Consider the following 26,224-nt stretch of genomic DNA (forward strand, 5'->3'; position numbering starts at 1 on the left):
AAACGGGCGAAGATTGTATAAAGTTTCGCCTGTGATTGGATACAGCTCGTCGACTAACATTCGAGGCCGAACGTTCGCCGATCGAGCCTCACACCCATGGCCGCCAAGACCCGCCAAAAACCCGATGCGCCAGACGCGAGCGATCGCGTCAGCCGTATCAGGGAGGGCGTGACAGCTGCGATCCTCGAGCATCGTCTGCTGCCGGGCACCAAGCTCGGCGAGGACGAGATCGGCGAGATCTATGGTGCGAGCCGTACGCTGGTGCGTACCGCGCTGCAGCAGCTCGCGCATGAGGGCATCGTCAATATCGAGAAGAATCGCGGCGCCTTCGTCGCGCGCCCGACGCCCGCCGATGCTCGCGAGGTGTTCGAGGCGCGCCGCCTGATCGAGCCCACCATCGTCGACCATGCGATCGACGCGGTCTCACCGACCTGGCTCGATCGCCTCGGCCAGCATCTTGCCGAGGAGCGCGAAGCGGAATTGCGCGGCGACGCGCGCGCCTCGGTCCGGCTCTCCGGCGAGTTTCATCGGCTCGTTGCCGAGATGAGCGGCCACAGCATCTATCTCGGTTTCCTCAAGGAGCTGATTGCGCGCTCCTCTCTCATCATCCTGCTCTATCGCCGCCACGACACGCCGGCCTGCGGCACCGACCACCACGCCGGCATCGTCACCGCGATCCGCAAGCGCGACAGAGAGGTCGCCCGTGCGCAGATGCTGTCGCATCTGAACGAGATCGAGGCTGAGCTGTTCCTGAAGGACCCCGCCGCCGACGAGTTGCGGCTGGCGGACGTGCTGGGCGCCTGAGCGCCCGCGGCCTGACGTCACGGCGACCTCCTTGATTTCATTTGCTTTGATACAATTGCCGTCGGACGAGCCGATCCCTCATCAAGGGAGATGGCAGAGCTGCATATTGCCGCCATGGTTGTAAGTTGACGGGAGCTAAACGTCGGCGTCAACTGGGGCCCGACGTTGCGTGCCTGCCATCACCCCTCGCGTAGCCTGAACCGTACGGAAGGCTGATATGTCGGGTTTGAGGATGTCGGCCAAAGTCTTCGCGGTCGCTGCATTGCTTGGCGGCATTGCAATGGTGCTCGCAAGCCTGTCATCCGCGCGGGCCCAGGAGGCCGCGGTCCTGTTCCGCAATGTGCGGATCTTCGACGGCAAGGGCAGCGCGCTCTCGGCGCCATCCAGCGTCCTCGTCAGAAACGGCGTCATCGAGAAGATTTCAACGGCAGACGTCACGGCCACCGCCGAGGTTATCGACGGCGGCGGGCGCGTGCTGATGCCGGGGCTGATCGATGCGCATTGGCACGCGATGCTGGTCCGTCCTACGCCGGCCGCAGCTCTTGGCGACGTCGGCTACAACAATCTGCTCGCCGGCAGTGAGGCGACGGCGACGCTGATGCGCGGCTTCACCACGGTGCGGGACATGGGCGGGCCCAGTTTCGGCCTCAAGCGGGCCATTGACGAGGACCTCGTCGCCGGTCCGCGCATCTATCCCTCCGGTGCCATCATCACCATCACCAGCGGCCATGGCGACTTCCGGCAGCTCACCGATCTGCCGCGAACGATCGGCGGCATGCTCAGCCGCATGGAACTGGTCGGAGGCAGCATGGTCGCCGACAGTCCGGACGAGGTGCGCGTTCGCGCGCGCGAGCAGCTCATGCAGGGTGCCTCGCAGGTCAAGCTCACGGCGGGCGGCGGCGTCGCCTCGCCCTTCAGCCCGCTCGATGTCTCCACCTTCACCGAGCCCGAGCTGCGCGCGGCAGTCGAAGCCGCCGACAATTGGGGGACTTACGTTGTCACGCACGCCTATACGCCGGTGGCAATCCAGCGGTCGATCGCGGCCGGTGTGAGGTGCATCGAGCATGGCCACCTCATGGACGAGGCGAGTGCGAAGCTGATCGCGGAGAAGGGCGTCTGGCTCAGCACACAGCCGTTCCTCGATCTCTCAGGTGCCGCTGCTCTGGGACCGTCGGAGCAGGACAAGATGCGGCAGGTGGTTGCCGGTACGGATCGCGTCTACGCGCTGGCGAAGAAGTACAAGATCAAGACTGCGTTCGGAACCGACGTGCTGTTCTCGAAGGCGCTGGCGGACAGGCAAGGCTCGATGCTGGCCGCGCTGACGCGCTGGTACACGCCGGCCGAAGCGCTGGCGATGGCAACGTCGGCGAATGCCGAGTTGCTGAGCCTGTCGGGCCTGCGCAATCCCTATCCCGGCAAGCTCGGCGTGGTGGAGGAGGGCGCGCTGGCCGATCTCTTGCTCGTCGACGGTAATCCGCTTGAGAACATCGCCCTCGTCGAAGATCCCGCGAAGAATTTCGTCGTGATCATGAAGGCCGGCAAGATCTACAAGAACAGGTTCGCGCGCTGACGCGCATTGGTCCGATCTGCGAAATTGGACCGCTTCTAGTCCCGATCGTCGGGAACCAGCCCTTTGCGCAGCGTATCCTTTGCGATTTCCTGGACGGTGGAAGACCGCGCAGGGCTTGTCGCAACAGGGCTTGTCACAATCCCGGGGCCGTCATCGGCGGCGTGACTTCTAAGCGTCTCCAGAACCAGAAAGAATTTCTCGGCTAGCATGAGTCAATCTCGCTGACGCGTTCATCTCGCTTTCGAGAGCCGAAAGATTCGCTATCAATTCGATCACTCACTACGCGTCGCGGCAATTTAATTCGTCGCGCTCGGCGAATTATGACAATCCTCGTCGATATCTGCCGTGCGGCATGTGCATGTGGATCATGATGGGCCGCGACGTAACGTGACTATTCCTCGCGAGCCGCACCGGTTATATGCTGGCGCTCTGTCATAGAACTGTCATGTCACCGGAAATGTTAAAATCAGACGCTACGCCGGCTCGCAAAACCATGAGCGTGCCGGACGGGAATCCTGTCCCAAAGGACGGTAAGCGAACGCAAGTCATCGCTGGCTTCCTCAGGCAACGTGACGCAGCCGAGTCCGGCGCGGAACCTGCGATTGTCGAGGGCGCTGTGATTGATCAGACGCCATCGCAAGACGCAACGCCTGCACCGGAGCCGACCCAGTCGAACGTTGCGGCGCGTCCGGCCGGCGAAATCGAGCTCAAGCTTCTCGTCGATGCCGATCGCATGGCGCATTTCAGCGCTGCGCCCGTCATCGCGGCGAACGCACGCAACAAGGGCGCGCGCAAACGTCTCAAGTCCGTCTATTACGACACGCCCGAGTGGGGACTTCGGCGCGCCGGGCTGAGCTTGCGCATACGCCAGAGCGGCGCGCGCTTCGTCCAGACCGTGAAGACCGATGCCGCCGACGATCCGCTGCGACGCGGCGAATGGGAGGCGAGCGTGCCATCGCTTGCGCCCGATCCCGCTCTGGCGATGCCCTTCATTCCGGAGAAGCTTCGCGAGCAGCTCGAAACGCAGCCGCTCGAAGCGGTCTTCACGGCCGATATCCATCGGCACACGCGCATCGTCGAGCTGCCATCCGGCACGATCGAGATCGCCTTCGACCAGGGCGAGCTGACGGCCGGCGACCGGTCGCTGCCGGTGAGCGAGATTGAACTGGAGCTCAAGAGCGGCAGCGCGAGCGCGATCTACGAGATCGCGCTGCGGCTTGCGGAGCATGGCGCGGTGAAGCCGTCGATCCGCAGCAAGTCCGCGTGCGGCTTCGACCTTGCCGCCGACAAGGCGCCGTCGGCGCGCCGGCCGGGCAAGCTTCGGCTCGATCCCTCCGTCACGCTCGACGAGGCCTTCGCGACGATCCTGCGTTCCTGCTTCCTCCATCTGTTGCAATCGCTGCCGGCGGCGGAAGACGGCCGCAATCCCGAAGGCGTGCATCAGCTGCGCGTCTCGCTGCGCCGGCTGCGATCGGCGCTCGACCTGATGCGATCGGCCGGCGCGCTCAGCAATCTCGACGCGCTGCGGTCGGAAGCCAAATGGCTGGCGCAAGGACTGTCCGCCGCGCGCGACTGGGACGTGTTCCAGCTCGACACCTTGCCGGCGATCGCAAAGGCCTGTCCTTCGGTCGCGGGCTTCGATGCGCTCGGGCGGGTCGCAGCGCAGCGTCAGTCGGAGGCCTATCGCAAGGCGCACCTTGCGCTCGATGATCGCCGCTGCGCCGTCTTCCTGATCGGTCTCGGCGGCTGGATCGAGACGCGCGGCTGGCGCAACGACGTCGCGCCCGAAGATCTCGGCCGGCTCGCCGAGCCCGCGGTCAGTTTCGCCCAGCACGTCCTGTCGGAGCAGCACGCCAAGCTGCTCAAGCGCGGCCGCCGCTTCAAGTCGCTCGGGGTCGACGAGGTGCATCGGGTGCGGCTCGCGGCCAAGCGTCTGCGCTATCTCGGCGAGTTTCTGTTGCCGCTGTTCTCCGATCGCAAGTCCGCGCGAAAATTCGCCCGCAGGCTCGCCGGCCTGCAGGAGGAGCTCGGCGCCTTCAACGACATGGCGGTGACGGCCTCATTGCTCGACGGGCTCGGCGCCGAAGATCGCGACAGTGCCATCGCCGCGGCCGCGATCGCCGGCTGGCAGGCGCGTGCATCGATCGGCGTGCAGCAGTCCTTGCAGGACAGCTGGCGGGATTTCACCGCCGCGCGCGTGCCCTGGTCGTCGCACGGCTGATCGCGTGCCCTCAAAAAAGTTGCGGCCAGCCATTGGGGGATGGCTGGCCGCGCGCGAACCGGTCTGGGACGGGGAGGGGTGGGGATGTGACCGGGTCGCGTAACTCGTTGTCTCGTTCCTACTGATCCTTCGCGCTGGCGGTGGAGACCGCCGGCCTGGTATCGCCGAGCGAGACCCAGACGTTGGGATCGCTCTGCGACTGGCGCTTGACGAAGCGGTAGCCGGTCTCCGTCCAGGCAACGACGTTCTCGTTCTGATTGTCGAGAACGAACTCGCCCTTGTCGGTCTTCACCGTCAGCACCGCGTGCCCTTCGCCCTTCTTGTCGCGCACGACGGTGATGAGCAGGGCCTCGCGGGGCCAGCCGGCATCCATCAGCATCTTGCGCTTCAACAGCACATAATCTTCACAGTCGCCGTAACCGTCCGACGGCAGCGACCACTTCTCGATCACGCCCCAGTGCTCCTGGTCGGTCAAAGGCTTGACGGTCTCGTTGACCCAGCGATTGACCTTGACGAGGTCGCGCCACGCGGTCTGCGACATCACGATGTCGCGCGGCTGCGTCGGCCCGCCCTGGCACTGCGCGGCATTGTCCGCACAGAACTCGACCCAGCCGATCGGCGCACGCGTGGTGTCGCCGAGGCTCGCGTAGAGCAGACGGCCTTCGCCGGCCTGCACTGTCGCGCTGATCCCGAAGAGCATGGCGGCGATCGCCAAACCCTTCCCCTGTCCCCTGAAATCAAACATTGCGGCCCCCGTTTCTTGTTGGGACCACATTTCGCACGGAGCTTTTGAGTTGCCGCTAAGTCGACCAAGTCAAGTCGAGACGAATGCAAGTAAAACGCGCGGCGAATTCGATCTATACTTGAATAGAATTCGCGTAAAATTTGAGATTACTGCAATTGATTCAAACTTTATCGATTAACCCGGAAACGCTGGCGGAACCGCCGTTTCGGCGCGCAGGCGGCCTCGCGTTAACCCGCGCCAGGGCGGTCACAACGCATGAAAAAGGCGGCGTCCGGGTCGCGGAGGCCGCCTTCAGGGCTGGAAAACCAGTGGTTTTGGCGGGCTTTCGCTTTACCGCGCGGTAACGCTCTCTTCGAGAGTCTCCGCCGGCTGCTCGTGCATGAACTCCAGCGCGAAGCCGTCTTCGAGGTTTCGGACCACGCGGCCCTGGACTCGGCCGAGCAGCACGACCGACTTCAGCGGCGGCCGGTTCTCGGCGGCGATGGCGGCGCCCGACAGCGAGAGGTCGATGATGCGGCAGGTCATCTTGGTGCCGTCCTCGAGCGTCAGCACCGCGATCGGGTTGCGCGGCACGATACGGTCATGGCGGCGATCCTCCGGCAGATTGAGGATGTCGCGGTTGGCGAGCCAGGTGAGCTGTGCCGCGAGCTTGTCGCGTTTCCTGGGCGTCGCCCCGATCGTCATGGCAAAGCCATTGTCGATGATGCGGGTGATCTTGCCCTCGACGCGGCCGATATGGTCGAGATAGGCGACCACGCGGTCGCCGACATTGCCGATGCCGGGGGCGAGCAGAGCGAGGCCGCCCGGCGACATGTTGATCACCTGGCAGGGGAATTCACGGCGGTCCGGCAGCATGTAGCGGCCGAGCAGGTGCACCTTGACCCGCTGGAAACGCCGACGTTCCTCGGCGGCCGGAAGAAATTTTTTGTTCGCCAACGCCATTTTCAACACCCGACCCCCGCCCGGGCGGAGTCCGGGACGACCCTAAGGTGCATAGGGTTAATGCCGCGTTAGGATCGGGCGCGCTGGTTACGGACAGACACAATGCGTTCGAACAGCCACATCAGGGGCGGGCAGGCCAGCACGGCAACCGCGCCGAGGTCGAGCGCGACCGCCGCGGTCCCGGCCGATTTGGCGAGCCGCCCGGCCAGCGCCGGCCCCAGCATCATCGCGGCATAGAACAGCGTGTAGAATACGCCCATCCCGACCGCTCGCGTTTCCGGGGCGAGCACGCGGGCGGCAAGGCTCATGATCGGGCCGGCCGGATGGCCGCCGATCAGGCCGATCAGGACCAGGATCGTGATCACCCAGTCCGATCGCGGCAGCCAGGCCAGCAGCAGGGCCACCAGGAGGCTGGCCGCGATCACCAATATAAAGGGTCGCTTGAAGCGATCGGCGAGAAAGCCGCCTGCCGGAACCGAGATCACCGACAGCCACATCACGACGCTGATCGCCGAGCCTGCCGCGGCGATGCTCCAGCCGCGCTCGGCCAATAGCGTCGGGCCGAACGAGAAGATCATGGCGAAGCCGACATTATAAAGGCCCCAGATCACGCCGGCGACGATCACCGCCAGCAGGGCGAGGGGATCGAGCCGGCCCGAGCCGGCCGCGCCGACGCTGGCTCCCGGCGGCGGCTGGTAGAACGTGATCAGCACAATGCCGATCGCAGTCAGTGCGCCCACGGACAGGAACACGGCGCCCGCGCCGTAGGCGGTGCCGATCGCCGGCAGCACCAGCAGCGAGATCGCAACGCCGGCCGGCCAGGAATTGACGAAGATCGCCATCGCGGTCGCGATCTCCTTCCCCGCGAACCAGTCGGCGGCCATCTTGGTGAGCTGCACCGTCAGCAGCACGCCGCCGGCGCCGGACGCGAGCCGGCCCGCCATCTGCCAGCCCCAGACGTCGGTGACGGCCATGACGAGGCTGCCCGCCGTCATCAGCAGCAGCGCGGCGATGGTCGTCGGCTTGTCGCCGAGGGTACGGCCGATCGCGCCGCCCGGCAGCGCCAGCACGACGCCCGGCGTGAAATAGAGCCCGATCAGGATGCCGATATCGGCGAGCCCGACGCCGAAGGTCTGCTGCAGCAGCGGCGCGACCGCCGCAACGCTCTGGAACTGAAACGCAATGGTGAGGCGCACGACGAACAGGATCGCAAGAATGCCCCAGCGATTGCGCAATGCCTCAACTCCCCCAGGCGCTCAATCGAGGGTGCGGTGGGGAGGGACCAGAGTCAACCGGCCGCCTTCCTCGTCGCGCGCCCATAGAGCAGGCACAGCAGCGCCAGCAGCACCGCGGCCGACAGCCCGAGCGACCAGTGGATGCCGATCGCCGCGCCGAACACGCCGACCGTGATACCGCTGAACGCCCGCATGCCGAGGCCGGCCATGTTGTAGAGACCGACGACGCGGCCGCGGATGTCATGCGGTGCGTTCAGCTGCACCAGGGCCTGCGCCATGGTGTTGAACGACAGCTCGAAGAAGCCCGCGAAGAACAGCAGCACGATCGCGACCGGATAGATCCGCATTGCGGCGAAGCCGAGCAGTGCAACGCTCCAGAGCATCGCGAGCATGATCGCGGTGCGCGGCGTGCCTTTCAGCCGCCCCCAGGATTCCAGCGCGATGCCGGCGAGCAGCGCGCCGGCGGCATCCGCCGCGAGCAGCACGCTGTAGGAGACGCCGGGATCGCCATGGCCGAGATCGCCGGCAAAGCCCGGCATCTGGGCGTGATAGGCGTTGCCGATCATGAAGGAGGTGAGGCCGGCGAGCCACGTCATCGCCGTCAGCACCGGCTGCGTGCCGATGGCGCGGATGGTGAGCACGATGTCGGCAAGGCCGCGCACGGCGAAGCGTCGCGCAGCCAGGCTCTTGTCCCGCACCGGCGCCCAGAACAGCCAGAGCAGCATCGGCAGATAGAACAGCGTGTTGAAGATGATGCCGTGCGAGGGGCCGAGCGTCAGCATGATGACGCCGCCCACTGCAGGTCCGACCAGAATGCCCAGATAGCGGGCCATCGCGTTCAGCCGCACCGCGCTCGGAAGGTCCGCGGGGCCGACGAGGTCGTAGAGCAGCAGCTGGTTCGGCGTCTGCCACAGCACGCCGGCGCAGCCATGGATCACCAGCAGCAGCATCGCGTGCCACATCTGGATGGTGTCGGTGAGGAAGAAGAAGCCCCATCCGGCGGAAGCGACGATGAACAGCAGCATGCCGCACTGGATGATCCGGCGCGGATCGAACCGGTCGGCGAGCCCGCCGACGGCGACCGAGAACAGCAGGAACGGCAGCCAGTGCGACAGCACGGCAAACCCGCCCAGCGTCGGCGAATGGAATTTCTGGAACACCACCCAATAGCTGATCACATGCTCGATATTGTCCGCCATCATCGCCAGCACGTAGGCCGTGAACTGGAGACGATACGGCACGGACCTCATCGCCGCGAACGAGCCGGACGCGACCATGGGATTTTGGGGAAGGGGGTTCAAGCGGGCACCTGGAAAGGACTCTTGGGGAGTTACACGTTCGCTGGCCCGTGCTCAAGACACTTGGGTGTGCTTGGACACCAGCCATGCAGTGCTGCCACAAGCTCCACCGTCATCCTGAGGTGCGCGCTCTTGCGCGCCTCGAAGGATGGGCCGCAAGCGCCGTTGCCCATCCTTCGAGGCTCCCCTTGCGATGCTAAGCATCGCAAGGGGAGCACCTCAGGATGACGGCGGTGGTTGTCGCAGGCAGGTTACGTAGCCCGGATGAGCGCTAGCGATATCCGGGACAGTGTTCCCGCATGTCGCTTCGCTCATGCGGGCTACGAACCTGCTCTTACGCCAGCGACTTCACGTAGACCGCATACGGCACGCCCAAAATATCCGGCGCCTCGCCAATCCTCACAAATCCCATCCGCAGATACATCGGCAACGCGACCGTCATGATCGGCGTCGTGTGGAGGGCGATGGCCGGCGATTGGTCGCGCTCGGCGCGGCGCAGGCATTCTTCGGTCAATTGTCGGCCGATGCCCTTGCCGCGCGCGGAAGGATCGACCACCAGCATGCGAATGACCGGCCAGGCCGGGTCGAAGAACGCCGGCTTCGGCGCTTGCGCGCCGACATACACGACGGCGCCAACGACCTGGTCGCCGTCTTCGGCAACGATGATCTCGCCGGTCTTGGCAAGCTCCGGCATCTTCGCGACGTGGGTCATGAACAGCGGCCAGTCGGAATAATGCTGCTCGAACTCTGCGAACGCCGCCAACGCGACACGCACGATCGCCTCCGCATCGTCAGCTCGATAGTCGCGCAGCATCAGCGTAGCGCTCCCTTGTAGCCCGGATGAGCCAACGGGTCGGCGCAAGGCGCCGCCCGATGACAGGCTCCGCAATATCCGGGACCGCCGCCCCCGCATATCGCATCGCTCTTGCGGGCTACGAGACTGCCCGCTTGGCACGATCGCGCATCTCACATACGCTTGTCTTCAGCCCGCACCCATCAATCATAACAGACGGGCACCGAGGAAACAGCCATGCAACAGATCCGCGTCTGCACCCACGCAGGACCGGGCTCGGAGCCCGTCATCCGCACCGTGCCGTGGCCGAAGGTCGGCCGCAAGGCCGCGCTGATCAAGGTCGGCGCCTGCGGGGTCTGTGGCACCGATCTGCACATCCTCAAAGGACACTGGCCGAAGCCGCTGCCCTGGCCATTCACGCTCGGCCACGAGCTCGGCGGTGTCATCGTCGAATGCGGCGAGGAGTTTTCCGAGGATTTTATGAGCAAGCCGCTGACCGTCGGCTCCAAGGTGATGATCCCGCCGCTGATGCCGTGCGGGCGCTGCTACTACTGCATTCACTATCCGCAGACGGCGAACAAGTGCCTGACGCCGGTCTATTACGGCCGCTATCTCGGCTTCGACAAGGCGCCGCACATGTGGGGCGGCTGGGCCGAATATGTCTATGTCGATCTCGAGATGCTGCCGGGCACCAAGATCTACAAGCTGCCCGACGACATGTCGCTGCGGCTGGGGGCACTGTCCGAGCCGCTGACCTCCTGCATCCGCGCCTTCAACCGTGCGACCCGTGCCGGTGGTTTTTCCTGGGGCGACACGGTCGTGATCCAGGGCTCGGGCCCGATCGGCATTCTCGCGGTCGCGGCCGCAAAGGAGATGGGGGCCGCGCGCGTCATCTGTGTCGGCGCGCCGGAGGAGCCGCGGCTCAAGCTCGCGCGCGAGTTCGGTGCGGAGGCGACCGTCAACATCGAGGAGCTGAAGTCGCCTCGGGAGCGCATCGATCGCGTGCGGAAAATCGTCGGCGGCTTCGGCGCCGACCTCGTGATGGATTGCTCGGGTCATCCCACGGCCGGCCCCGAAGGCATCGAGATGCTGCGCGACGGCGGCACCTATGTCGAGATGGGCCAGTTCACCGACGCCGGCTCGATCGATACGTCCTGGCACCGCATCTGCACCAAGGATCTCAACGTGCTGGGATCCTGGGGCTTTACCGGCAACGATCTGCCGCTCGGCGTCGACATGCTCTACCGCACGCGTGACAAATATCCCTGGCTGAAGATGCAGACGATCTATCCTTTCACGGAAGAGGGCGTCGCGCAGGCGGTGAAGGATGCGATGGCGATGAAGACGGTGAAGTCGACGATCGTGCCGTGGCCGGAGCTGGTGGACTAGCCGTGATGGACGAGAAGCCAAGCAGTCCCCGCTCACCCTTCCACGCCATCCGCGCGATCGACTACACCGTCATCTTCGTGCGCGACATGGCCGCGATGCGGCGCTTCTATGAGGACGTGCTCGCCTTTCCGCTCTCGCGCGAGCTCTCGCCGAACTGGATCGAATACGGCTTGGGCAACAACACGCTGGCTCTGGCAAAACCGAGCCGGACCGCTTCCGATGCGCCGACACCGGCGGGCAGCGCCTCGCTTCAACTGGCCTTCAAGGTCTCCGCGGCCGTGGTCGATCAATGTGCCGACGAGCTCGTGCGGCAGGGCGTGGCGTTGCTCTCGCCGCCGACGGACCAGCCCTTCGGACATCGCACGCTGTTCTTTCGCGACCCTGACGGCAATCTTCTGGAGGTCTATGCCGAGATCTGAACCGCGGCAGAGGCGGGCGATGGCCCAAAAAGTTCCACCAGGAATCCGCAAGTTATTCACGTCGAGGTGAAACTTAAGTCCCAGTTCCGGCTTTCAGTTCGCGGGAGAGGTATCGTGAAGCGAATCCTGAAACCCGTCACTTACATCCTGGCTGCGATCTACTTCCTGGTGGATGCGGTCTTCATGGCCGTGGCAAGGCCGATCGCCCGCTGGATCGGGCGGTATTTCGAGTTCAGGCGGTTGCGCGCCTGGATCAGGGCGCTTCCGCCTTATCCATCGCTCGCCCTGTTTTCCGTGCCCGTCATCATTTTGGAGCCGATCAAGCCGGTCGCAGCCTACCTCGCTGCAACCGGTCAGGTCGTGAGCGGTGCGGTGACTTTCATCGTCGGCGAGCTGCTCAAGCTTGTGCTGGTGGAGCGCCTTTTCCATCTCACGCGGGACAAGCTGATGCGGATTCCGGCGTTTGCCTGGACCTATGGTAAGTTCGCCGAGATGAAAGCGTGGCTGCAGGCAACCGAAGCCTGGCGGGCCATTCGGGCCCTGGCCCACGCGGCCAAGGACACTGTTGCGCGGGCAAGAGCCAAGCTGATCGGTAGGTTCAGCAGGCTGGCGACCTCGAGGGACTAGGCCAGAGCCAACCGCGTTGCCCTCTATGCGAGCTTACGCGCAGCGGCGGTCGCCTTATCGCCCGTGTTCGGCGTGCCGGTCGGCTCGATCAGCATGAGATGGACCTCCTCGCGCGCCACCGGGCGATGCTCGACACCCCGGGGAACGACGTAGAGTTCGCCCGGGCCGAGCGTCACCGTGCGATCCCGCAGTTCGATGTCGAGACTGCCCTTCAGGACCAGAAAGAAATCGTCGGTGTCATCGTGCTTGTGCCAGGTGAACTCGCCCTTCACCTTCACCACCATCACGTCGCAATCGTTGAAGGTCGTGATCGTGCGCGGCGACCAATAATCCCCAAAGGTCGCGAGCTTGTCGGCAAGCGATATGCTGTCGGCCATGTTTTTCCCCGTTGCTCTCTCGTGGGGTACGATTTGGGGGCGAGTGCAGGGCGCGACAAGGCCGCATTCGTTCAGCAGAGCAGCCAGCTTCTATTTGACGTATCCGGACAACATGGCCTGTGCCCATTCAGGGCGGTTGTTGGCGAGCGCGCGCGCCGAGGCGGCCTCCCAGTCGTATTCGAGTGCCAGGAGTTCGACCTGCCAGCCCCTTTTTCCCTTGGTGAGGATCGCGTAGCGGGCGTGAGGCGAGCGGTGTTCCAGTTTTGCGGCAAAGGGAATGTCCGCGAAGACCGGGCATCCGACGCTCCCCGGATTAAGGACCAAGCACTCGCGCGGCCCGTGAATGACGGCCTGGCGGTGGCTATGGCCACACAGCACCACGCGCGCCGCCGGCTCGCTCGCCAGGCGTGCCTCCAGCACGTCGCGGCGTGCCGGCACAAAGCGGCCGTCGTCGAGCGATTCCTCCAGCAAGCACGTCGTATCGCTCTCGGGCGTGCCATGGCAGGCCAGGATGCCATCGTCCAGTCGCAGTTGGGAGGGCAGGCTGTGGAGGGTGCGCCGCTGCTCCGCAGTCAACGCGTTGCGCGCAAACAGACCTGCCGGCGAGAGCTTGTCGTCCGGAAATTCCTCGATCCAGCGATCATGGTTTCCGCGCACGGTCGGCAACGACAGCGACTGCAGGGCTTCGAAAGTCTCTTTCGGCCACAACGGGCTGGTGACGCAATCCCCGAGGTTGACTGTGCGATCGACGCCCCGTGCCTTGATGTCGGCCAGCACCGCCTCCAGCGCGACAAGGTTGCCGTGGATGTCGGAAATGACTGCCAATCGCATCGTTGTGCTCCCTTTTATTTCGCCTGAACTTAAGCTGCCAGGTCGCTGGACATATCTAGCATCAGCCAATGGCACGTTCACCAACTAGCCATCGCTAATCTGGCTATCTTTCACCACTCTCGCGCCAACCACCTTGGTGCCCTCGACCTCCCGCACGATCCGTTCGTCCGGCCCCACGATCCCGAGATCGAACTCGCGATCCGGCGTGACGAGGATCAGGCGCTGACCAGCGATCACGACCACCGTCATGTCGTTGCGCTCGCCCTCCGCCGCCCATGCGCGGATGTCGCCGGCGTAGGGCTCCCTGCGCCAGGCGTTGGGAGAGCCCGGGTCGCAGCGGACTTCGATGCCGTCCTCCGAGGTGGTCAGGACGAGTTTTGACCGGTTGGGCTTCCATCGTTCGTCGAGGAGATCGCTCGCCAGCCATAGGCAGGCGAAGTCCTCGCATTCACCCGGCCGCGCAGAGTAGATCGCGCAGCCGCGGCCCGGTTTGCAATGCCGGCACCAGCTGTTCGCGGGCTTGGCCAGCGCCTCGATGGCCATCACCTTGCAGCAGAGTGTGCAGTCGCCACACCTGCGTTTGACGGAGGACGTCACGCGGTCATTCCCATCACATCCGGTGGGGCTCAGGTTAATGGAGGTGGCTGCAAAAATCCGCTGCAACCTTCAGGCGCGGCTCTCTCCGGAAAGCCATGCATCAAAGGCATGGTGATTTGGCGGTACTTGGCGTAAAGAGCCTCCAATCACATCGCCAGCGTGCGGCCAGGCCCGTTGCCGCGCCCGCCAGCTCAGGTCCGCCGGTTTCATCGTTCCGCGCCTGAATTAACCAAGGTTCTCCATCCCGTGTCTCTTCCGGCCCTGACCCCGCCGCTCGCCCGAGCTTTGGCCGAGCGGAACTATGATTCACTGACGCCCGTCCAGCTCGCCGTGCTCGCCCATGAAGCCACCAGCCGCGACCTGCTGGTGTCGGCCCAGACCGGTTCCGGCAAGACCGTTGCTTATGGATTGGCCATCGCCAAGAATCTGCTTGATGACGCCGAGCACTTCGGGCCCGCGGCCGCCCCGCTCGCCTTGATCGTCGCGCCGACCCGCGAGCTCGCACTTCAGGTTCAGCGCGAGCTGGCCTGGCTGTACGGGCATGCAGGCGGGCGCGTCGTCTCCTGTGTCGGCGGCATGGATCCGCGGCGCGAGCAGCGCGAGCTGGCCGCCGGCGCGCACATCGTCGTCGGCACGCCCGGACGGCTGTGCGATCATCTGCGGCGCGGCCGTCTCGATATCTCCGAACTCGCCGCCGTGGTGCTCGACGAGGCCGACGAGATGCTCAATCTGGGCTTTCGCGAGGACATGGAATTCATCCTCGAGACCACGCCGGAGACGCGCCGCACGTTGCTATTCTCGGCAACGTTTCCGCGCGGGATCGTCGCGCTGGCGCGGCAGTATCAGCGCGATGCCTTCCGGATCGAGGTCGCCGGCGACGAGGGCGGTCATGCCGATATCGAGTATCGCGCCATCCGCATCGCGCCCGCCGACGTCGAGCATGCCGTCGTCAACGTGCTCCGCTTCTACGAAGCGCCGAGCGCGCTGGTGTTCTGTAGCACGCGCGATGCCGTCAGGCATTTGCAGGCAGCGCTTCTGGAGCGCGGCTTTGCCGTGGTCGCCCTGTCGGGCGAACTGACGCAGAACGAGCGGACCCTGGCGCTGCAGTCGCTGCGCGACGGGCGTGCCCGCGTCTGTGTCGCGACCGACGTCGCCGCCCGCGGCATCGATCTGCCGAGCCTCGACCTCGTCATCCATGCTGACCTGCCCAACGACGCCGAGGTCATGCAGCATCGCTCGGGCCGCACCGGGCGTGCGGGCCGGAAGGGAACGAGCGTGCTGCTGGTGCCGCCGGCGCGGCGGCGGCGTGCGGAACTGCTGCTGAACCTCTCGGGCATCGATGCGGACTGGGGCACGGCGCCGCAGGCGGATGAAATCCGCAAGCTCGATCACGAGCGCATGAAGGACGTGCTGTTCACCGAGGAGACGACGTCCGACGACCTGGCCTTGGCGCAAGCCTTGTTGGCCGAGCGGTCGGCCGAGGACATCGCCGCCGCGCTCGCGCGGCTCTATCGCGCGCGGCTGCCGTCACCCGAAGACATCATCGATCCCGGCGAGCGGACCGGCCGGCCGCGCGACGATCGCGGCCGTGACAGGTTTGAAGGCGGCGACGATCGTCCCGCCAAGCCTCGATCGAAGTCCGGAAAAACGTCCTCGAAGCACGTCATGGCGGAGGGCAGCGTCTGGTTCCGCGCCGCGATCGGGCGGCGCAAGAATGCGGAAGCGCGCTGGCTGCTGCCGATGATCTGCCGCCGTGGCGGCATCGACAAGCGCGACATCGGTGCCATCAAGATCATGGACACCACCACCGAGTTCGAGATTTCCGAGCGGGTCGCGGAGACCTTTGCCGCGAAGATCAAGCGTCCGGACAAGGAGGACAGCATCCGCATCGAGCCGATGGCGGAGCCGCCGCAGCGGCACGAGCCCTCGGAGGAGCGGCACCACGCACCTCGGCGTGAGAGCGGTAACAGCGAACATCGTGAACGTCGCGACGATCGACCGCGCGACAATGCATTCAAGCCGCGGGACAAGGGGCACGGCGAACGCAGGCCGAAATTCGACGATCCTCCGTCCTTCGGAAAGAAGAAGCGGCACAAGAGCAAGCCGGGCCATGCGGAGCCGTCGGTCACGCCGTGGCCGGTCAAGGGTGCGCCAGGAAAGAAATCAAAGAAGAAGCGTCGCGGCTGAGCGACGCCAGACAATTAGACAGCAATGATGCCGCCGGATTGCGCCGGCGGCATCATCTGAAAAGCCTGTGTGAGTTCAGCGGCCGCCGCCACCGCCACCACCACCACCACCGCCGCCGCCACCGCCAGCATCACGCATCGACGAGCTGTAGCGCGGATCGGTCTGCTTCATGTAGGTCGGCGAGGTATCGTGGGTCAGGGGAACGGTGCGTCGTGCGCCGCCGGGGGTCGGCGTCTCGATCAGGATGCCGCAGCCTTCGAAGAAGGCGGTGTCGCAGCCATAGGTGCGATACTGCGCCGCGTTGGCGCTGGTCGAGGTGAACGCAGCCGTTGCAGCGAATGCAATCAAGGCAACTTTCGTCAATGTGAGTTTCATGGACATTCTCCAGTCTCGGTTCGGCGAGACCGGAACGGCCCGCGCAGTTCTTCGACGGGACCTGGCCGAAAGCGGTTCGAGCGCGCGGCTTCACGCCCGCGTGAGCCGGGATTGACCGGCTGGGACGTTACGTCGCGGCGAGGTCGCGGAGCATGTAGGTCGCGCCATTGCCGTAGGATGCGAGCTTGGCACGCAATTGCGCATCCGCAGGTACTGGTCGAAAGCCGGACCGCTCCCACAGCGGCCGCGTGGCATAGACCGAGACCAGCGCGAGCGACGTGATGCCTGACGCATGCGCCAGCTTCTCGATATCGGCAACATAAGCGCGCGACGCGCCGCCGCGGAAATCGGGCAGCACCGCGACGTCGTGCACATAGATGCAATCCGCATCGTCGGGGAGACGTTCGAGGAAAACATCAAGCGGCGGGATCCGGTGCTGCTTCCAGGGATGCGCGAGGCCGTAACCAACGATCTCGTCGTCCGCAATGAGCGCGCGGCAGCCATCGGGATAGAGCCGCATCTTTTCCGCGAACACCTCGGGTCGTTCGGGAAGGTCGGGATGGATACGCGCCGCGATCGCGCTGATCGCGGGCAGGTCGGAGGCGCGCGCGGGACGCCAGTGCGGCTTGCTCATGTCGGACTATTCCGTCTCACTCACTCCGGTCTATGCCGCCCGCAGGAATACGACGCCTCGCGCAACCGCCCTAGCCAAGTGCGCTGATCTCAAGTTGGCGCATGCGATTGCGGCAACTTCAGAGATGCGGAACTCGGTCTGGGCCGCTTCGTCGCAGGAAATTGAATTAATTTCGGCTGAGAGTCTGAAAGCGAACCGAACTGGCCACTCTCCTCGTTCATATTTGGCTCTGCAAGGGGGACGGGGCCGGTTATCCGCAGCAACAATCCCACCGCGTTGAAAGTAGCAGTATCGGTGTCCTGGTGCGGCATGCACCGCGACGCCCGGGGAGTCTTCAATCCGTGATCTAGTTTCGCTTGAAAGGATGAAAGCCCGTGAGTGATGCCAATGTGAAAGTCGAGACGAATGCAGCCCCGCAAGACGTGGGGGCCAACGGAAGCGCAAAGCTCCAGTTCGACGTACCGTTCTTCAACATGCAGACGATGTTCGGCAGTTTCGCCGAGCAGGGCGCCACGCGGGCCCAGGCGAATTTTGCGAAAGTGAGGGCGACTTCGGAGGAAGTCACCGCAGCCCTTTGCGATGCCTATTCGACCAATGCCAAGCGTGCCGCCGACTATGGCATCAAGCTCATCGAACTATCCCACGCCAACACGACCTCCACGCTGGACTTCATTTCCCAGCTTGTCGATGCGAGGTCATTTACCGATCTCGTCAACCTCTCCACCGCCCACAGCCGCAAGACCTTTGAAGCGACTTCGGCTCAGAACCGCGAACTCTGGGATCTCGCCCAGAAGGCCGCGACCGAAACGGCCGAGCCGATCAAGCAGAGCTTGAACCGGGTATTGCGTAGCGCTGCTTGACTCGAAGCGTTTGGCCGCGCGGATCGGCTGGACGAGCGTCTCCGCAAGAAGAGAAGCCGTCCAGCCGATTGCGGCCGCCCTCACTGTTGAGGTGACGCCAAGCTGGAGGAAATCACGATGGGTATGGTGATGATCAAGTGCCCGGAAACGGGAAACGCTATTCCGACGGGCATCGAGATGGATGGCGAGAGGTTTCGGTGCAGCGCGGTGTTCTTTTCGCGCACCTATTGCCGGATGTGCGCCGCGACGCATGAATGGTTCGCCAAAGAGGCGTGGGTCTACGAGTCGGTCTTGGCGAAGGGCGGATCCGGGGGCAGGCAGCCAATCCGCGCCGGCGCGGCGTGAAGGAGCCTCGGCGCATCCTGCGAAACGATCCGATCGATCCTGCGGCTCATCACCTTGTAGCACTCACAGGCGATGACCTCGAGCCGGTGCCTGTCAATCTCGAGCTGGCCGCGCCGGTTGGACTTGATCGCCCGTGACGCGCGCAACGCGCTCACCACGTGCGTGACCGTGGTGCGCCGGACGCCGAGCAATTCCGACAGCGTCTCCTGCGTCAAGGGCAGCAGGTCACCGCCGTCCGTCCGGTCGTGGATGTGCAGCAGCCAGCGGGCGAGGCGCGCCTCGACCGAATGCAGGGCGTTGCAGGCTGCGACGTGCTGGAATTGCGTCAGCAGCGTCCTGGTGAGCAGCTGAACCGAGTTTGCAATGGCGGGACTGCGTTCGAGCGCAATGTGAAATCGTGCGGGCGAGATCTGCAGCGCCGTTCCGGCCACGCGGACGACCGCGGTCATGGGTGATCGGATCGGGCCGAGCGCCGTCATGAGTCCGACAGCGCCGTCGTTGCCGATCACGGCAGTTGCCGCCGTCTGTCCGTTCGGCAACTCCATGATGAGGGCGACCGCGCCGCTGCAGGGAAAGGAGAGGTGATCGATCTTGTCGCCCGATCGAACCAGGACTGCGTCGTGCTGGAGCTCTACTTTTCGCAGATGAGGTGCAAGCAACGCGAAATCGGCCGGCGGTAACGCAGCTAACAACCGATTGCCAACTCTAGTCGCGTGCTCCATCACGGGAATTGTCCCTGGACGGACGCCCGGCAGACGCATCTTCACCAATCGAACGGCGCTGCCGCTTGCCACGGCAAACGAATAAACTCGTCTTAAAAGCTAAGGTTCCTCTGACGTATTGGCAAGCCGGTGCGCGAATGCGTTTGATCTCGATCAAGCCTTCGAAGATCGGGCCGGCTGTATGCAAAGCTGCGCGTCTGACGCGAGAGCAGGTCCTAGCGCAGCCCCTCATAGACCATCAGCCCGCGTGCGATCTGAAGTTTGCGGATCGCGCGCGGCAGCAGCTTCTCCGGCTGGTGCAGGTAGCGCCAGGAGGTGAGGGTGAAGGCTGAAAGCGTGCCGCATTCGTCGTCGAAGGGCGCGAGCACGCCGGTGACGCTCACCGGCGTATGCGGGCGCGCGTTGAAGGGCAGCAGCAGGAGCTCGAGATGCGCCTTGCTGCCGTCCTCGCGCGCGGCGGTAACGCCGGCGATCGCACCGAGCGTCTCGTCGGCGACGATCGTCGCGATCTCCTCGATCTCGCTGCGGCTCGCCGCCGTGAACAGCGCCGCGAAACTCTTGTCCTTGAGGTCGATCCCGGCCAGTGCGCAGACGCGGGTGCCGGCAACGCGGAAGGGGAAGCCGAGACTGGGCTCGCAGGACAGCACGAAGATGTCGCCGAGCAGGCCGCGGACCGCGGCCGGATCGATGTCGGCCCGGTCAGGGGCCCGCGCAGTACCGCGCTTCTTGTCCCAATATGCGAAGAACGCGCGGCTCGACGGATGTTTCATGACTGACGCTAACCCCGGGGGCGCAACCTCGCGGGACAGATCTGTCCCGCTTCAGTGCACCCACGATCCCTTCTGTTGTTGTGCAGGAGGGGATTTGCAGCGTCCATGCCGCAGGGGCGTTTTCAGGCCCGTTGAAGCGGTCTTTGCGTTGTTAACGTTAAATTAACTATGCACTTCGCGCCGCGCGCGGCCCTGCTATGGTGACCGCGGTCGCAAGCCTCGCCGCTTTTCTCCAGGTTCTCGGCGGGGCCTGTACACAGGGCGTCAAACAGTTTGGCCACGGGCCGGGGAGGGGTGGGGATACACCTTCATTCCCCAGGGCATCGGAAGGCCGACACGGACAGGCAGGGCTTTCCCAGGGCCCTGCCTTTTCCTTTTGCGCACTTGCGCAAGGCCGGCAAAGGCGACTATCTCCAAGCCTGTCGCTCCGATCGCGCCTGAAAGCGAAGCTGCCTTGGATTCCCCGCAAGATTCGTCGCCGGACGTGCCGGCCGTCCACGAGGAGGCTCCGCGCGAGCCGATCCTGACGCTGCCGGTGGCGCTGACCGCCTATATCGCCCTGCTGGCGCTGATCCATCTGCGGGTGCTGCTGCCGCCGGAGCTCGAAAACTGGACCATCGACGTCTTCGGCTTCATCCCGAAGCGCTACGATGCCTCGCTGCTCAATCTGCAGATCCCCGGTGGCGCCGGCGCCAAAGTCTGGAGCTTCGTCACCTATTCGCTGCTGCACGCCAATCTGACCCATCTCGGCTTCAATGTACTATGGCTGCTGCCGTTCGGCAGCGCGCTGGCGCGGCGCTTCGGCGCGATCAGGTTCTTCGTCTTCATGGCGGTGACGGCGGCGGCCGGCGCGCTCGCCCATCTCGTCACCCATGAGCATGCGGTGGCGCCGATGATCGGCGCCTCGGCGTCGGTGTCGGGCGCGATGGCAGCCGCGATCCGCTTTGCTTTCGCCCGCGGCAGCTTCCTGTCGTTCAGCCGATCGGATGCCGATACCGCCGCAAAAGTTCCTGCGCTGCCGCTGTCGCGTGCGCTGCGCGACGGGCGGGTGGTCGCCTTCCTCGCAGTGTGGTTCGGCGTCAACATCATCTTCGGCGTCGGCGCGATCGGCATCGATGCCGAGACCACCAGCGTTGCCTGGCAGGCACATATCGGCGGCTTCTTCGCCGGCCTGTTGCTGTTCGCGCTGTTCGATCCCGTGCCGCGCGTGCGAAGCGATGCTGCGGATGCGTCATCGCAGGACGTTTCCGACCGTATTTGAAGCTGTGCTTGCGGCCCGGCCCGAATTCATCCATCATTCGCTGGAAGAATGTTCCGAAGCGACAAGCCCCTAGAGGCAACGCTTCGACAAGCGCGCGAGCGTGAAACCCGCGCCGAAACTGTTAGTTGAAGACTCGCGAACAAGTCCGGACCGCCAAAGGCGGACGGCTTCGATTCAGGGAGGCGGCAATGACGGTACGTTCCATTCTCAACACCAAGGGCCACCAGATCATGAGCGTCGAGCCCGACGTCAAGCTGTCGGCCGCGATCAAGCTGCTCGGTGAGAAGAAGATCGGCGCGGTGCTGGTGATGAACCAGAGCCGGCTGGAAGGCATCCTGTCCGAGCGCGACATCGTGCGCGTGCTCGGCGATCGCGGCGCCGGCGTGCTGGAGGAGCCGGTCTCGGAGGTCATGACCCGCAAGGTCGTCACCTGCAAGGAGACCGACACGGTCGCCGAGCTCATGGAGACGATGACGACCGGCAAGTTCCGCCATCTGCCCGTGCTCGACAACGGCAAGGTGGTCGGCCTGATCTCGATCGGCGACATCGTCAAATGGCGTGTCCGCGAATACGAGACCGAGCAGGAAGCCCTGCGCGACTACATCAAGACGGCCTGACGGACCTTACGCGGGTCCGCCTTATTCGTCTGCTTTGGGCGCGTGGCCCGCGGGCGCCGGCGCGAGCACTTCGATCGCCTCCTGGATCGATTGCAGCGCGCGCTCGGCGGCGCGCGTGCCATGCGCGATCAGGTCCTCGGAGCGGTGGAAGTCGAACCAGCCGAAGTGGCCGACCCGCGGCGTGATCAACATGTCGGGCGGATCGCCGGCAAGGCGCGCGCGGGTGATGCGGTCCTGCATGATGTTGAAGGCATCGACCATCACCGAGGAGATGCCGGGCCGTCCGCCGCCGCCGAAGAACTCGCGCTTCACGGTCTTCTCGGGCGAGAACAGGCGCGGAAAGCGCCGCTTGGTCGTCGTCGCCTCGGCCTCGGAGGCGACCGGGGCGGGCGCCGCGCCGTGCGCATGGATCGTCGTGGAATGGGTGAAGATGTCGCTGGAAAGATTTGCGGCGATGACGATTTCGGCGCCGAGCGCGCGGGCGGCCGAGACCGGCACCGGATTGACCAGCGTGCCGTCGACCAGCCAGCGGTCGCCGATCAGGACCGGTGAGAAGATGCCGGGCAGGGCGTAGGACGCCCGCATCGCGTCGACCATGCGGCCGCGCGTCAGCCAGATCTCGTGGCCGGTGCGGACCTCGGTCGCAACAGCGGCGAACTTGACGGGCAGGTCCTCGATCAGGGTCTGGCCGACCGCCTTCTCGAGCCGGGTTGCCAGCTTATCGCCGCCGATCAGGCCGGAGCCGTTGAGGCGGATGTCGAGATAGCCGAGGATGTTGCGCATGCCCTGCAGGCTGCGCCCCCACTCTTCGAACGTATCGAGCCGGCCGGCCGCATGGAGGCCGCCGACCACGGCGCCGATCGAGGTGCCGACCACGACGTCGGGGACGATGCCGTTGGCAATCAGGGTCCTCAGGATCCCGATATGGGCAAAGCCGCGCGCCGCGCCGCCGCCGAGTGCGAGGCCAATGACTGGCCGGCGGATGCTGCCCAAGCCGACTTTCTCGCCGACTTTTTCGCCGGCCTTCTCGCCGTTGGAGCCGTTCGAGCTGCGGCCCTTCAAGATCTCCAGCACTAAAATTCTCCTACGCTGGGGCCACCCACCGCCAGACTAGGCACCCCACTTGCGCTCCGCCATATCAGGGGCAAAGCATGGTTTATGCCGCTTTGGTAAAGGCGCTGGGCAGGAGTATGGCGAGGGGCGGTTGCCTTAAGTCTAATCACGCAGGCGTCAGTCGGGTTCCATAGATCGCATGAAGCCGTATTTCCTGGGATATCCGAGGCTTGAATTTGCCGCGTTTTCGGTGAAAAGCAGGGAACATGACACGCGGGGGTGACGGCATCGTTGGATGGCGGCGCAGCGGCAGCCTGCTGCCGGCGCTGATCCTTGCCGTCTGCCTCGTGGCAGCAGGCCAAAACGCTGCGCAGGCGCAGCTTTTCTCCGATCGCCCGCCGCCGGTGCCCCCGGCCTCCGTGCCCGATCCCGGCGGTGCCGTCAGCCTGGCGCCGCCCTCCGGCCCGGGCATCGGTCCTCCGAGCCTGCCGCCGACCCTGACCCAGCCGGTGACGCCCAGCATGCCGCCGCCCGCGGTCACGACCGTGCCGTCGGCCGCGCCGCTCAATGCGGCGGTACCCGGACAGGGCGTGCTGTCGCTGACCGCGAAATATGGCAAGGATTCTCCTGCGATCACCAGCGGCCTGGTCTGGCGCGTGTTTGCCGATCGTCCCGACGAGAACGGCACCTTCAAGCTGATCCGCGAGGACCGCAGTGCCACGCCGAACATCGTGCTGCCGCCCGGCAATTACGTCGTCCACGTCGCCTTCGGCCTCGTCAGCGCGGTGCGCACCGTCAGCCTCAAGGCCGAGACCGACCGCGAATCCTTCGTGCTGCCGGCCGGGGGCTTACGCATCGAAGGCCGCGTCGGCACCAGCCGCATTCCGCAGAACCAGATCTCGTTCGCGATCTACAAGGGCAGCCAGTTCGAATCCGGCGAGCGCGCCTCGCTGGTGCCCAACGTCGCCGCCGGCGACGTCGTGCTGATCCCGGAGGGCACCTACTACATCGTCTCCAATTATGGCGATGCCAATTCGGTGGTGCGCTCGGACATCCGCGTCCAGGCCGGCAAGCTCACCGACGTCACCATCACCCATCGCGCCGCCGTCATCACGCTCAAGCTCGTCAGCGACCGGGGCGGCGAGGCGCTCGCCAACACCGCCTGGTCGGTGCTGACCCCCGGCGGCGACGTCATCAAGGAATCGATCGGCGCCTTCCCGCGCGTCGTGCTGTCCGAAGGTGAATACCGCGCCATCGCCAAGAACGAGGGCAAGGTCTACGAGCGCGGCTTCAACGTCGTGAACGGCGTCGACGGCGAAGTGGAAGTGGTGGCGCGGTAGTCTCGTGTCCCGGACGCGGTGCAGCACGGAGTGATGCACCGCTGAGCCGGGACCCAGAAGGCCGCAGCGTATATCTCGATGGATGGGCCCCGGCTCTGCAGCGCACCGCCGAAGAGGCGCTGCGCTGCGTCCGGGGCACGAGACCTTCTCACTTCCGATACCTCAACGCCTCCACCAGCACCGCGAAGGCCGGCGTCGGCTGCCGCCGGCTCGGGTAATAGAGGTGGTAGCCGGCGAACGGCGCGCACCAGTCGGCGAGCACGCGGATCAATCGTCCGTCGGCGATCTCGCGCTTCACGATGTCCTCCGGGACATAGGCAAGACCGAGCCCCGCCAGCACGGCGTTCATCCGCAAGAGGCCGGTGTTGAACACGAGCTGGCCGTCGACGCGCACCTTCATGGCTCGGCCGCGCTTCTCGAACTCCCAGGCGTAGATCCCGCCATAGGTGGGCAGGCGAAGGTTGATGCAACTATGCTCGGTCAGATCCTGCGGCTGCTTCGGCTTGGCCCGTGCGGCGAAATAGGCCGGCGAGCCTACCACCGCCATGCGCATCTCCGGGCCGATCCGCACCGCGATCATGTCCTTGGCGACCTGCTCGCCGAGCCGCACGCCGGCATCGTAACGCTCGGCGACGATGTCGGTGAGGCCATAGTCGACGACGAGCTCGACCTTGATGTCAGGATAGCGCGGCAGCAGCTTCGCCAGCGCCGGCCACAGGATGGCCTGCGCCGCATGCTCGCCGGTGGTGATGCGCACGGTGCCGGCCGGCGTCTCGCGCAGCGCGGTCAGCGCCGACAGCTCCGCATCGATCTCGGCGAAGCGCGGCCCGATATTGCGCAGCAGGCGTTCGCCGGCCTCTGTCGGCGCGACGCTGCGGGTGGTGCGGGTGAGGAGCCTTAAGCCCAGCCGCTCCTCAAGGCCGCGCACGGTGTGGCTGAGCGCCGATTGCGACAACCCGAGCTGGGCTGCGGCGCGGGTGAAGCTGCGCTCGCGCGCGACGGCGAGGAAGGCGAGGAGGTCGTTGACGTTGGTGCGGGCCATTCATGAATCCGGATCATGAGTACATGCCGCTTTTATCACCTAATCGCAGGCTCGCGCGCGGCCTAAATTCGGAGGCCGAAGACGATGAAGGAGAGCTGACGATGCAAACGCGCAAACTGGGCAAGAGTGGTCTCGAAGTCTCGGCCCTCGGCCTCGGCTGCATGGGATTGAGCTACGGCTATGGTCCGGCGACCGAGACGTCTCAGGCGATCACACTGATCAGGACTGCCTTCGAGCGCGGCGTGACCTTCTTCGACACCGCCGAGGCCTACGGTCCTTTCGCCAACGAGGAATTGCTCGGCGAGGCGCTGGCGCCGTTCCGCGACAAGGTCGTCATCGCCACCAAGTTCGGCTTCAGCGGCGGCAAGGTCGAGGCCGGGCTCGACAGCCGGCCCGCCAACGTCAAGGCGGTGGCCGAGGCTGCCTTGAAGCGGCTCAGGACCGACCGCATCGATCTGTTCTATCAGCACCGCGTCGATCCCGACGTGCCGGTCGAGGACACCGCCGGCGCGGTGAAGGATTTGATTCGCGAGGGTAAGGTCCTGCACTTCGGCATGTCGGAGGCGGGCGCGCAAACCATCCGCCGCGCCCATGCGGTGCAGCCCGTCACCGCACTGCAAAGCGAATATTCGCTGTGGTGGCGCGAGCCGGAGCAGGAAATCCTGCCTGTTCTGGAAGAGCTCGGCATCGGCTTCGTTCCTTTCAGTCCGCTCGGCAAAGGCTTTCTGACCGGCGCGATCAGCGAAAGCACGACCTTCGACAAGAGCGACTTCCGCAATATCGTACCGCGCTTCTCATCCAGCGCACGAAAGGCCAACCAGACGCTGGTCGAACTGCTCGGCGAGATCGCCGCGGCGAAGCAGGCGACGCCGGCACAGATCGCGCTCGCCTGGCTGCTGGCGCAAAAGCGGTGGATCGTGCCGATTCCCGGCACCACCAAGCTGCACCGGCTCGAGGAGAACCTTGGCGCGGCGGTGGTAACGTTGTCCGAGACCGATCTCGCCGCGATTGCAGGAGTGCTGGCCAGGGTGGCGGTGCAAGGTGATCGCTATCCCGCCCATCTCCAGGCGCGGGTTGGCCGCTGACACATGTTGCATGCGGGCCCGGTGAGCGTTTGCTTACCGGACCTTGCGTCTTGTGTTCCGGTTTGAATACGCGTGCGAGCGCTAC

The 26,224-nt window shown here is 65.1% G+C and carries 26 protein-coding genes; 12 read left to right on the plus strand and 14 right to left on the minus strand.

Going from position 1 to position 26,224, the window contains the following annotated elements; genetic code table 11:
* The first annotated feature begins 96 nt into the window (after positions 1 to 96).
* The 3 genes from JQ603_RS17955 (at position 97) to JQ603_RS17965 (ending at position 4,595) form a co-directional block, all read left to right on the plus strand.
* Positions 97 to 804, plus strand: coding sequence for a GntR family transcriptional regulator (locus tag JQ603_RS17955; protein WP_212341350.1), 708 nt, complete (start codon positions 97 to 99; stop codon positions 802 to 804).
* A 217-nt stretch (positions 805 to 1,021) separates the two neighbouring features.
* Positions 1,022 to 2,374 carry an amidohydrolase family protein gene (locus tag JQ603_RS17960; RefSeq protein WP_433996643.1) on the plus strand — a complete coding sequence of 451 codons (1,353 nt, stop codon included), beginning with the start codon at positions 1,022 to 1,024 and terminating at the stop codon, positions 2,372 to 2,374.
* 457 nt (positions 2,375 to 2,831) lie between these two features.
* Positions 2,832 to 4,595: a CYTH and CHAD domain-containing protein gene (locus tag JQ603_RS17965; RefSeq protein WP_212341351.1), complete on the plus strand. Its 1,764-nt coding sequence runs from the start codon at positions 2,832 to 2,834 to the stop codon at positions 4,593 to 4,595.
* A gap of 118 nt (positions 4,596 to 4,713) precedes the next feature.
* Here JQ603_RS17965 and JQ603_RS17970 read toward each other — a convergent pair whose 3' ends face one another.
* The 5 genes from JQ603_RS17970 to JQ603_RS17990 form a co-directional block, all read right to left on the minus strand.
* Positions 4,714 to 5,340 (minus strand): transglutaminase-like cysteine peptidase, encoded by a 627-nt coding sequence (locus JQ603_RS17970; protein WP_212341352.1) that lies wholly within the window; start codon positions 5,338 to 5,340, stop codon positions 4,714 to 4,716.
* A 330-nt stretch (positions 5,341 to 5,670) separates the two neighbouring features.
* Positions 5,671 to 6,282, minus strand: coding sequence for a PilZ domain-containing protein (locus tag JQ603_RS17975; RefSeq protein ID WP_212341354.1), 612 nt, complete (start codon positions 6,280 to 6,282; stop codon positions 5,671 to 5,673).
* A 68-nt stretch (positions 6,283 to 6,350) separates the two neighbouring features.
* Complete coding sequence (locus JQ603_RS17980) at positions 6,351 to 7,517, minus strand: MFS transporter (protein WP_212341356.1); 1,167 nt, start codon at positions 7,515 to 7,517, stop codon at positions 6,351 to 6,353.
* Positions 7,518 to 7,570: 53 nt separating this feature from the next.
* On the minus strand, positions 7,571 to 8,794 hold the full coding sequence (locus JQ603_RS17985; protein ID WP_212341552.1) for an MFS transporter: 1,224 nt from the start codon (positions 8,792 to 8,794) through the stop codon (positions 7,571 to 7,573).
* Positions 8,795 to 9,149: 355 nt separating this feature from the next.
* Positions 9,150 to 9,629 carry a GNAT family N-acetyltransferase gene (locus tag JQ603_RS17990; RefSeq protein ID WP_212341358.1) on the minus strand — a complete coding sequence of 160 codons (480 nt, stop codon included), beginning with the start codon at positions 9,627 to 9,629 and terminating at the stop codon, positions 9,150 to 9,152.
* A gap of 216 nt (positions 9,630 to 9,845) precedes the next feature.
* On the opposite strand from JQ603_RS17990, the gene JQ603_RS17995 reads away from it, so the two are divergent.
* The 3 genes from JQ603_RS17995 to JQ603_RS18005 all read left to right on the plus strand — a co-directional run bounded on the left by JQ603_RS17995 (position 9,846) and on the right by JQ603_RS18005 (position 12,043).
* Positions 9,846 to 10,997, plus strand: a complete 1,152-nt coding sequence (locus JQ603_RS17995) for a zinc-binding dehydrogenase (RefSeq protein ID WP_212341360.1) — start codon at positions 9,846 to 9,848, stop codon at positions 10,995 to 10,997.
* A 5-nt stretch (positions 10,998 to 11,002) separates the two neighbouring features.
* Positions 11,003 to 11,416 carry a VOC family protein gene (locus JQ603_RS18000; protein ID WP_212341361.1) on the plus strand — a complete coding sequence of 138 codons (414 nt, stop codon included), beginning with the start codon at positions 11,003 to 11,005 and terminating at the stop codon, positions 11,414 to 11,416.
* Between the two features lie 114 nt (positions 11,417 to 11,530).
* Entirely contained in the window at positions 11,531 to 12,043 is a 513-nt protein-coding gene (locus JQ603_RS18005; RefSeq protein ID WP_212341362.1) for a hypothetical protein, read from the plus strand.
* A gap of 23 nt (positions 12,044 to 12,066) precedes the next feature.
* Here the strand turns inward: JQ603_RS18005 and JQ603_RS18010 are convergent, their stop codons facing one another.
* From JQ603_RS18010 to JQ603_RS18020, 3 genes are all read right to left on the minus strand, one after another.
* A complete protein-coding gene (locus JQ603_RS18010) occupies positions 12,067 to 12,420 on the minus strand; it encodes a cupin domain-containing protein (protein ID WP_212341363.1) in 354 nt (117 codons plus the stop codon).
* A 90-nt stretch (positions 12,421 to 12,510) separates the two neighbouring features.
* Positions 12,511 to 13,251 (minus strand): metallophosphoesterase family protein, encoded by a 741-nt coding sequence (locus JQ603_RS18015; RefSeq protein ID WP_212341364.1) that lies wholly within the window; start codon positions 13,249 to 13,251, stop codon positions 12,511 to 12,513.
* A gap of 84 nt (positions 13,252 to 13,335) precedes the next feature.
* Entirely contained in the window at positions 13,336 to 13,848 is a 513-nt protein-coding gene (locus JQ603_RS18020; protein ID WP_212341365.1) for a hypothetical protein, read from the minus strand.
* Between the two features lie 246 nt (positions 13,849 to 14,094).
* Between JQ603_RS18020 and JQ603_RS18025 the strand changes: the two genes are divergently transcribed.
* Complete coding sequence (locus JQ603_RS18025) at positions 14,095 to 16,035, plus strand: DEAD/DEAH box helicase (protein ID WP_212341366.1); 1,941 nt, start codon at positions 14,095 to 14,097, stop codon at positions 16,033 to 16,035.
* A gap of 75 nt (positions 16,036 to 16,110) precedes the next feature.
* On the opposite strand, the gene JQ603_RS18030 is transcribed toward JQ603_RS18025, so the two are convergent.
* Both JQ603_RS18030 and JQ603_RS18035 read right to left on the minus strand, forming a co-directional pair.
* Positions 16,111 to 16,410 (minus strand): hypothetical protein, encoded by a 300-nt coding sequence (locus JQ603_RS18030; protein ID WP_212341367.1) that lies wholly within the window; start codon positions 16,408 to 16,410, stop codon positions 16,111 to 16,113.
* Positions 16,411 to 16,537: 127 nt separating this feature from the next.
* Positions 16,538 to 17,044: a GNAT family N-acetyltransferase gene (locus JQ603_RS18035; RefSeq protein ID WP_212341368.1), complete on the minus strand. Its 507-nt coding sequence runs from the start codon at positions 17,042 to 17,044 to the stop codon at positions 16,538 to 16,540.
* A gap of 374 nt (positions 17,045 to 17,418) precedes the next feature.
* On the opposite strand from JQ603_RS18035, the gene JQ603_RS18040 reads away from it, so the two are divergent.
* Positions 17,419 to 17,904 (plus strand): phasin, encoded by a 486-nt coding sequence (locus tag JQ603_RS18040; RefSeq protein ID WP_212341369.1) that lies wholly within the window; start codon positions 17,419 to 17,421, stop codon positions 17,902 to 17,904.
* A 278-nt stretch (positions 17,905 to 18,182) separates the two neighbouring features.
* Here the strand turns inward: JQ603_RS18040 and JQ603_RS18045 are convergent, their stop codons facing one another.
* Positions 18,183 to 18,974, minus strand: coding sequence for a Crp/Fnr family transcriptional regulator (locus JQ603_RS18045; RefSeq protein WP_433996644.1), 792 nt, complete (start codon positions 18,972 to 18,974; stop codon positions 18,183 to 18,185).
* Positions 18,975 to 19,186: 212 nt separating this feature from the next.
* Positions 19,187 to 19,741 (minus strand): PAS domain-containing protein, encoded by a 555-nt coding sequence (locus tag JQ603_RS18050; protein WP_212341371.1) that lies wholly within the window; start codon positions 19,739 to 19,741, stop codon positions 19,187 to 19,189.
* Between the two features lie 454 nt (positions 19,742 to 20,195).
* Here JQ603_RS18050 and JQ603_RS18055 point away from each other — a divergent pair, with 454 nt between their 5' ends.
* Together JQ603_RS18055 and JQ603_RS18060 are read left to right on the plus strand one after the other, a co-directional pair.
* The gene (locus tag JQ603_RS18055) at positions 20,196 to 21,002 is read left to right on the plus strand and encodes a rhomboid family intramembrane serine protease (RefSeq protein ID WP_212341372.1); all 807 of its coding nucleotides are present in this window, start codon (positions 20,196 to 20,198) and stop codon (positions 21,000 to 21,002) included.
* Positions 21,003 to 21,190: 188 nt separating this feature from the next.
* Complete coding sequence (locus JQ603_RS18060) at positions 21,191 to 21,619, plus strand: CBS domain-containing protein (RefSeq protein ID WP_018647115.1); 429 nt, start codon at positions 21,191 to 21,193, stop codon at positions 21,617 to 21,619.
* Between the two features lie 21 nt (positions 21,620 to 21,640).
* Here the strand turns inward: JQ603_RS18060 and JQ603_RS18065 are convergent, their stop codons facing one another.
* Positions 21,641 to 22,693, minus strand: coding sequence for a patatin-like phospholipase family protein (locus tag JQ603_RS18065; protein WP_212341373.1), 1,053 nt, complete (start codon positions 22,691 to 22,693; stop codon positions 21,641 to 21,643).
* 245 nt (positions 22,694 to 22,938) lie between these two features.
* Here JQ603_RS18065 and JQ603_RS18070 point away from each other — a divergent pair, with 245 nt between their 5' ends.
* Entirely contained in the window at positions 22,939 to 24,012 is a 1,074-nt protein-coding gene (locus JQ603_RS18070; protein WP_212341374.1) for a hypothetical protein, read from the plus strand.
* A 148-nt stretch (positions 24,013 to 24,160) separates the two neighbouring features.
* Here the strand turns inward: JQ603_RS18070 and JQ603_RS18075 are convergent, their stop codons facing one another.
* The gene (locus JQ603_RS18075; RefSeq protein WP_212341376.1) at positions 24,161 to 25,054 is read right to left on the minus strand and encodes a LysR family transcriptional regulator; all 894 of its coding nucleotides are present in this window, start codon (positions 25,052 to 25,054) and stop codon (positions 24,161 to 24,163) included.
* Between the two features lie 101 nt (positions 25,055 to 25,155).
* Between JQ603_RS18075 and JQ603_RS18080 the strand changes: the two genes are divergently transcribed.
* Positions 25,156 to 26,139, plus strand: coding sequence for an aldo/keto reductase (locus JQ603_RS18080; RefSeq protein ID WP_212341378.1), 984 nt, complete (start codon positions 25,156 to 25,158; stop codon positions 26,137 to 26,139).
* The last annotated feature ends 85 nt before the right edge of the window (positions 26,140 to 26,224 follow it).

The sequence above is a fragment of the Bradyrhizobium liaoningense genome (assembly GCF_018130825.1).
GTDB classification, from domain to species: domain Bacteria; phylum Pseudomonadota; class Alphaproteobacteria; order Rhizobiales; family Xanthobacteraceae; genus Bradyrhizobium; species Bradyrhizobium liaoningense_B.

Bases quoted from the DNA above. Each gene is read 5' to 3' on its own strand.
- JQ603_RS17960 (WP_433996643.1), top strand. From the start codon at position 1,022: ATGTCGGGTTTGAGGATGTCGGCCAAAGTCTTCGCGGTCGCTGCATTG.
- JQ603_RS17995 (WP_212341360.1), top strand. From the start codon at position 9,846: ATGCAACAGATCCGCGTCTGCACCCACGCAGGACCGGGCTCGGAGCCC.
- JQ603_RS18000 (WP_212341361.1), top strand. From the start codon at position 11,003: ATGGACGAGAAGCCAAGCAGTCCCCGCTCACCCTTCCACGCCATCCGC.
- JQ603_RS18035 (WP_212341368.1), bottom strand. From the start codon at position 17,044: ATGAGCAAGCCGCACTGGCGTCCCGCGCGCGCCTCCGACCTGCCCGCG.
- JQ603_RS18075 (WP_212341376.1), bottom strand. From the start codon at position 25,054: ATGGCCCGCACCAACGTCAACGACCTCCTCGCCTTCCTCGCCGTCGCG.
- JQ603_RS18010 (WP_212341363.1), bottom strand. From the start codon at position 12,420: ATGGCCGACAGCATATCGCTTGCCGACAAGCTCGCGACCTTTGGGGAT.
- JQ603_RS18070 (WP_212341374.1), top strand. From the start codon at position 22,939: ATGACACGCGGGGGTGACGGCATCGTTGGATGGCGGCGCAGCGGCAGC.
- JQ603_RS18015 (WP_212341364.1), bottom strand. From the start codon at position 13,251: ATGCGATTGGCAGTCATTTCCGACATCCACGGCAACCTTGTCGCGCTG.
- JQ603_RS17990 (WP_212341358.1), bottom strand. From the start codon at position 9,629: ATGCTGCGCGACTATCGAGCTGACGATGCGGAGGCGATCGTGCGTGTC.
- JQ603_RS17970 (WP_212341352.1), bottom strand. From the start codon at position 5,340: ATGTTTGATTTCAGGGGACAGGGGAAGGGTTTGGCGATCGCCGCCATG.
- JQ603_RS17955 (WP_212341350.1), top strand. From the start codon at position 97: ATGGCCGCCAAGACCCGCCAAAAACCCGATGCGCCAGACGCGAGCGAT.
- JQ603_RS18080 (WP_212341378.1), top strand. From the start codon at position 25,156: ATGCAAACGCGCAAACTGGGCAAGAGTGGTCTCGAAGTCTCGGCCCTC.
- JQ603_RS18050 (WP_212341371.1), bottom strand. From the start codon at position 19,741: ATGAAACATCCGTCGAGCCGCGCGTTCTTCGCATATTGGGACAAGAAG.
- JQ603_RS18060 (WP_018647115.1), top strand. From the start codon at position 21,191: ATGACGGTACGTTCCATTCTCAACACCAAGGGCCACCAGATCATGAGC.
- JQ603_RS17965 (WP_212341351.1), top strand. From the start codon at position 2,832: ATGTTAAAATCAGACGCTACGCCGGCTCGCAAAACCATGAGCGTGCCG.
- JQ603_RS17975 (WP_212341354.1), bottom strand. From the start codon at position 6,282: ATGGCGTTGGCGAACAAAAAATTTCTTCCGGCCGCCGAGGAACGTCGG.
- JQ603_RS18030 (WP_212341367.1), bottom strand. From the start codon at position 16,410: ATGAAACTCACATTGACGAAAGTTGCCTTGATTGCATTCGCTGCAACG.
- JQ603_RS17985 (WP_212341552.1), bottom strand. From the start codon at position 8,794: ATGGTCGCGTCCGGCTCGTTCGCGGCGATGAGGTCCGTGCCGTATCGT.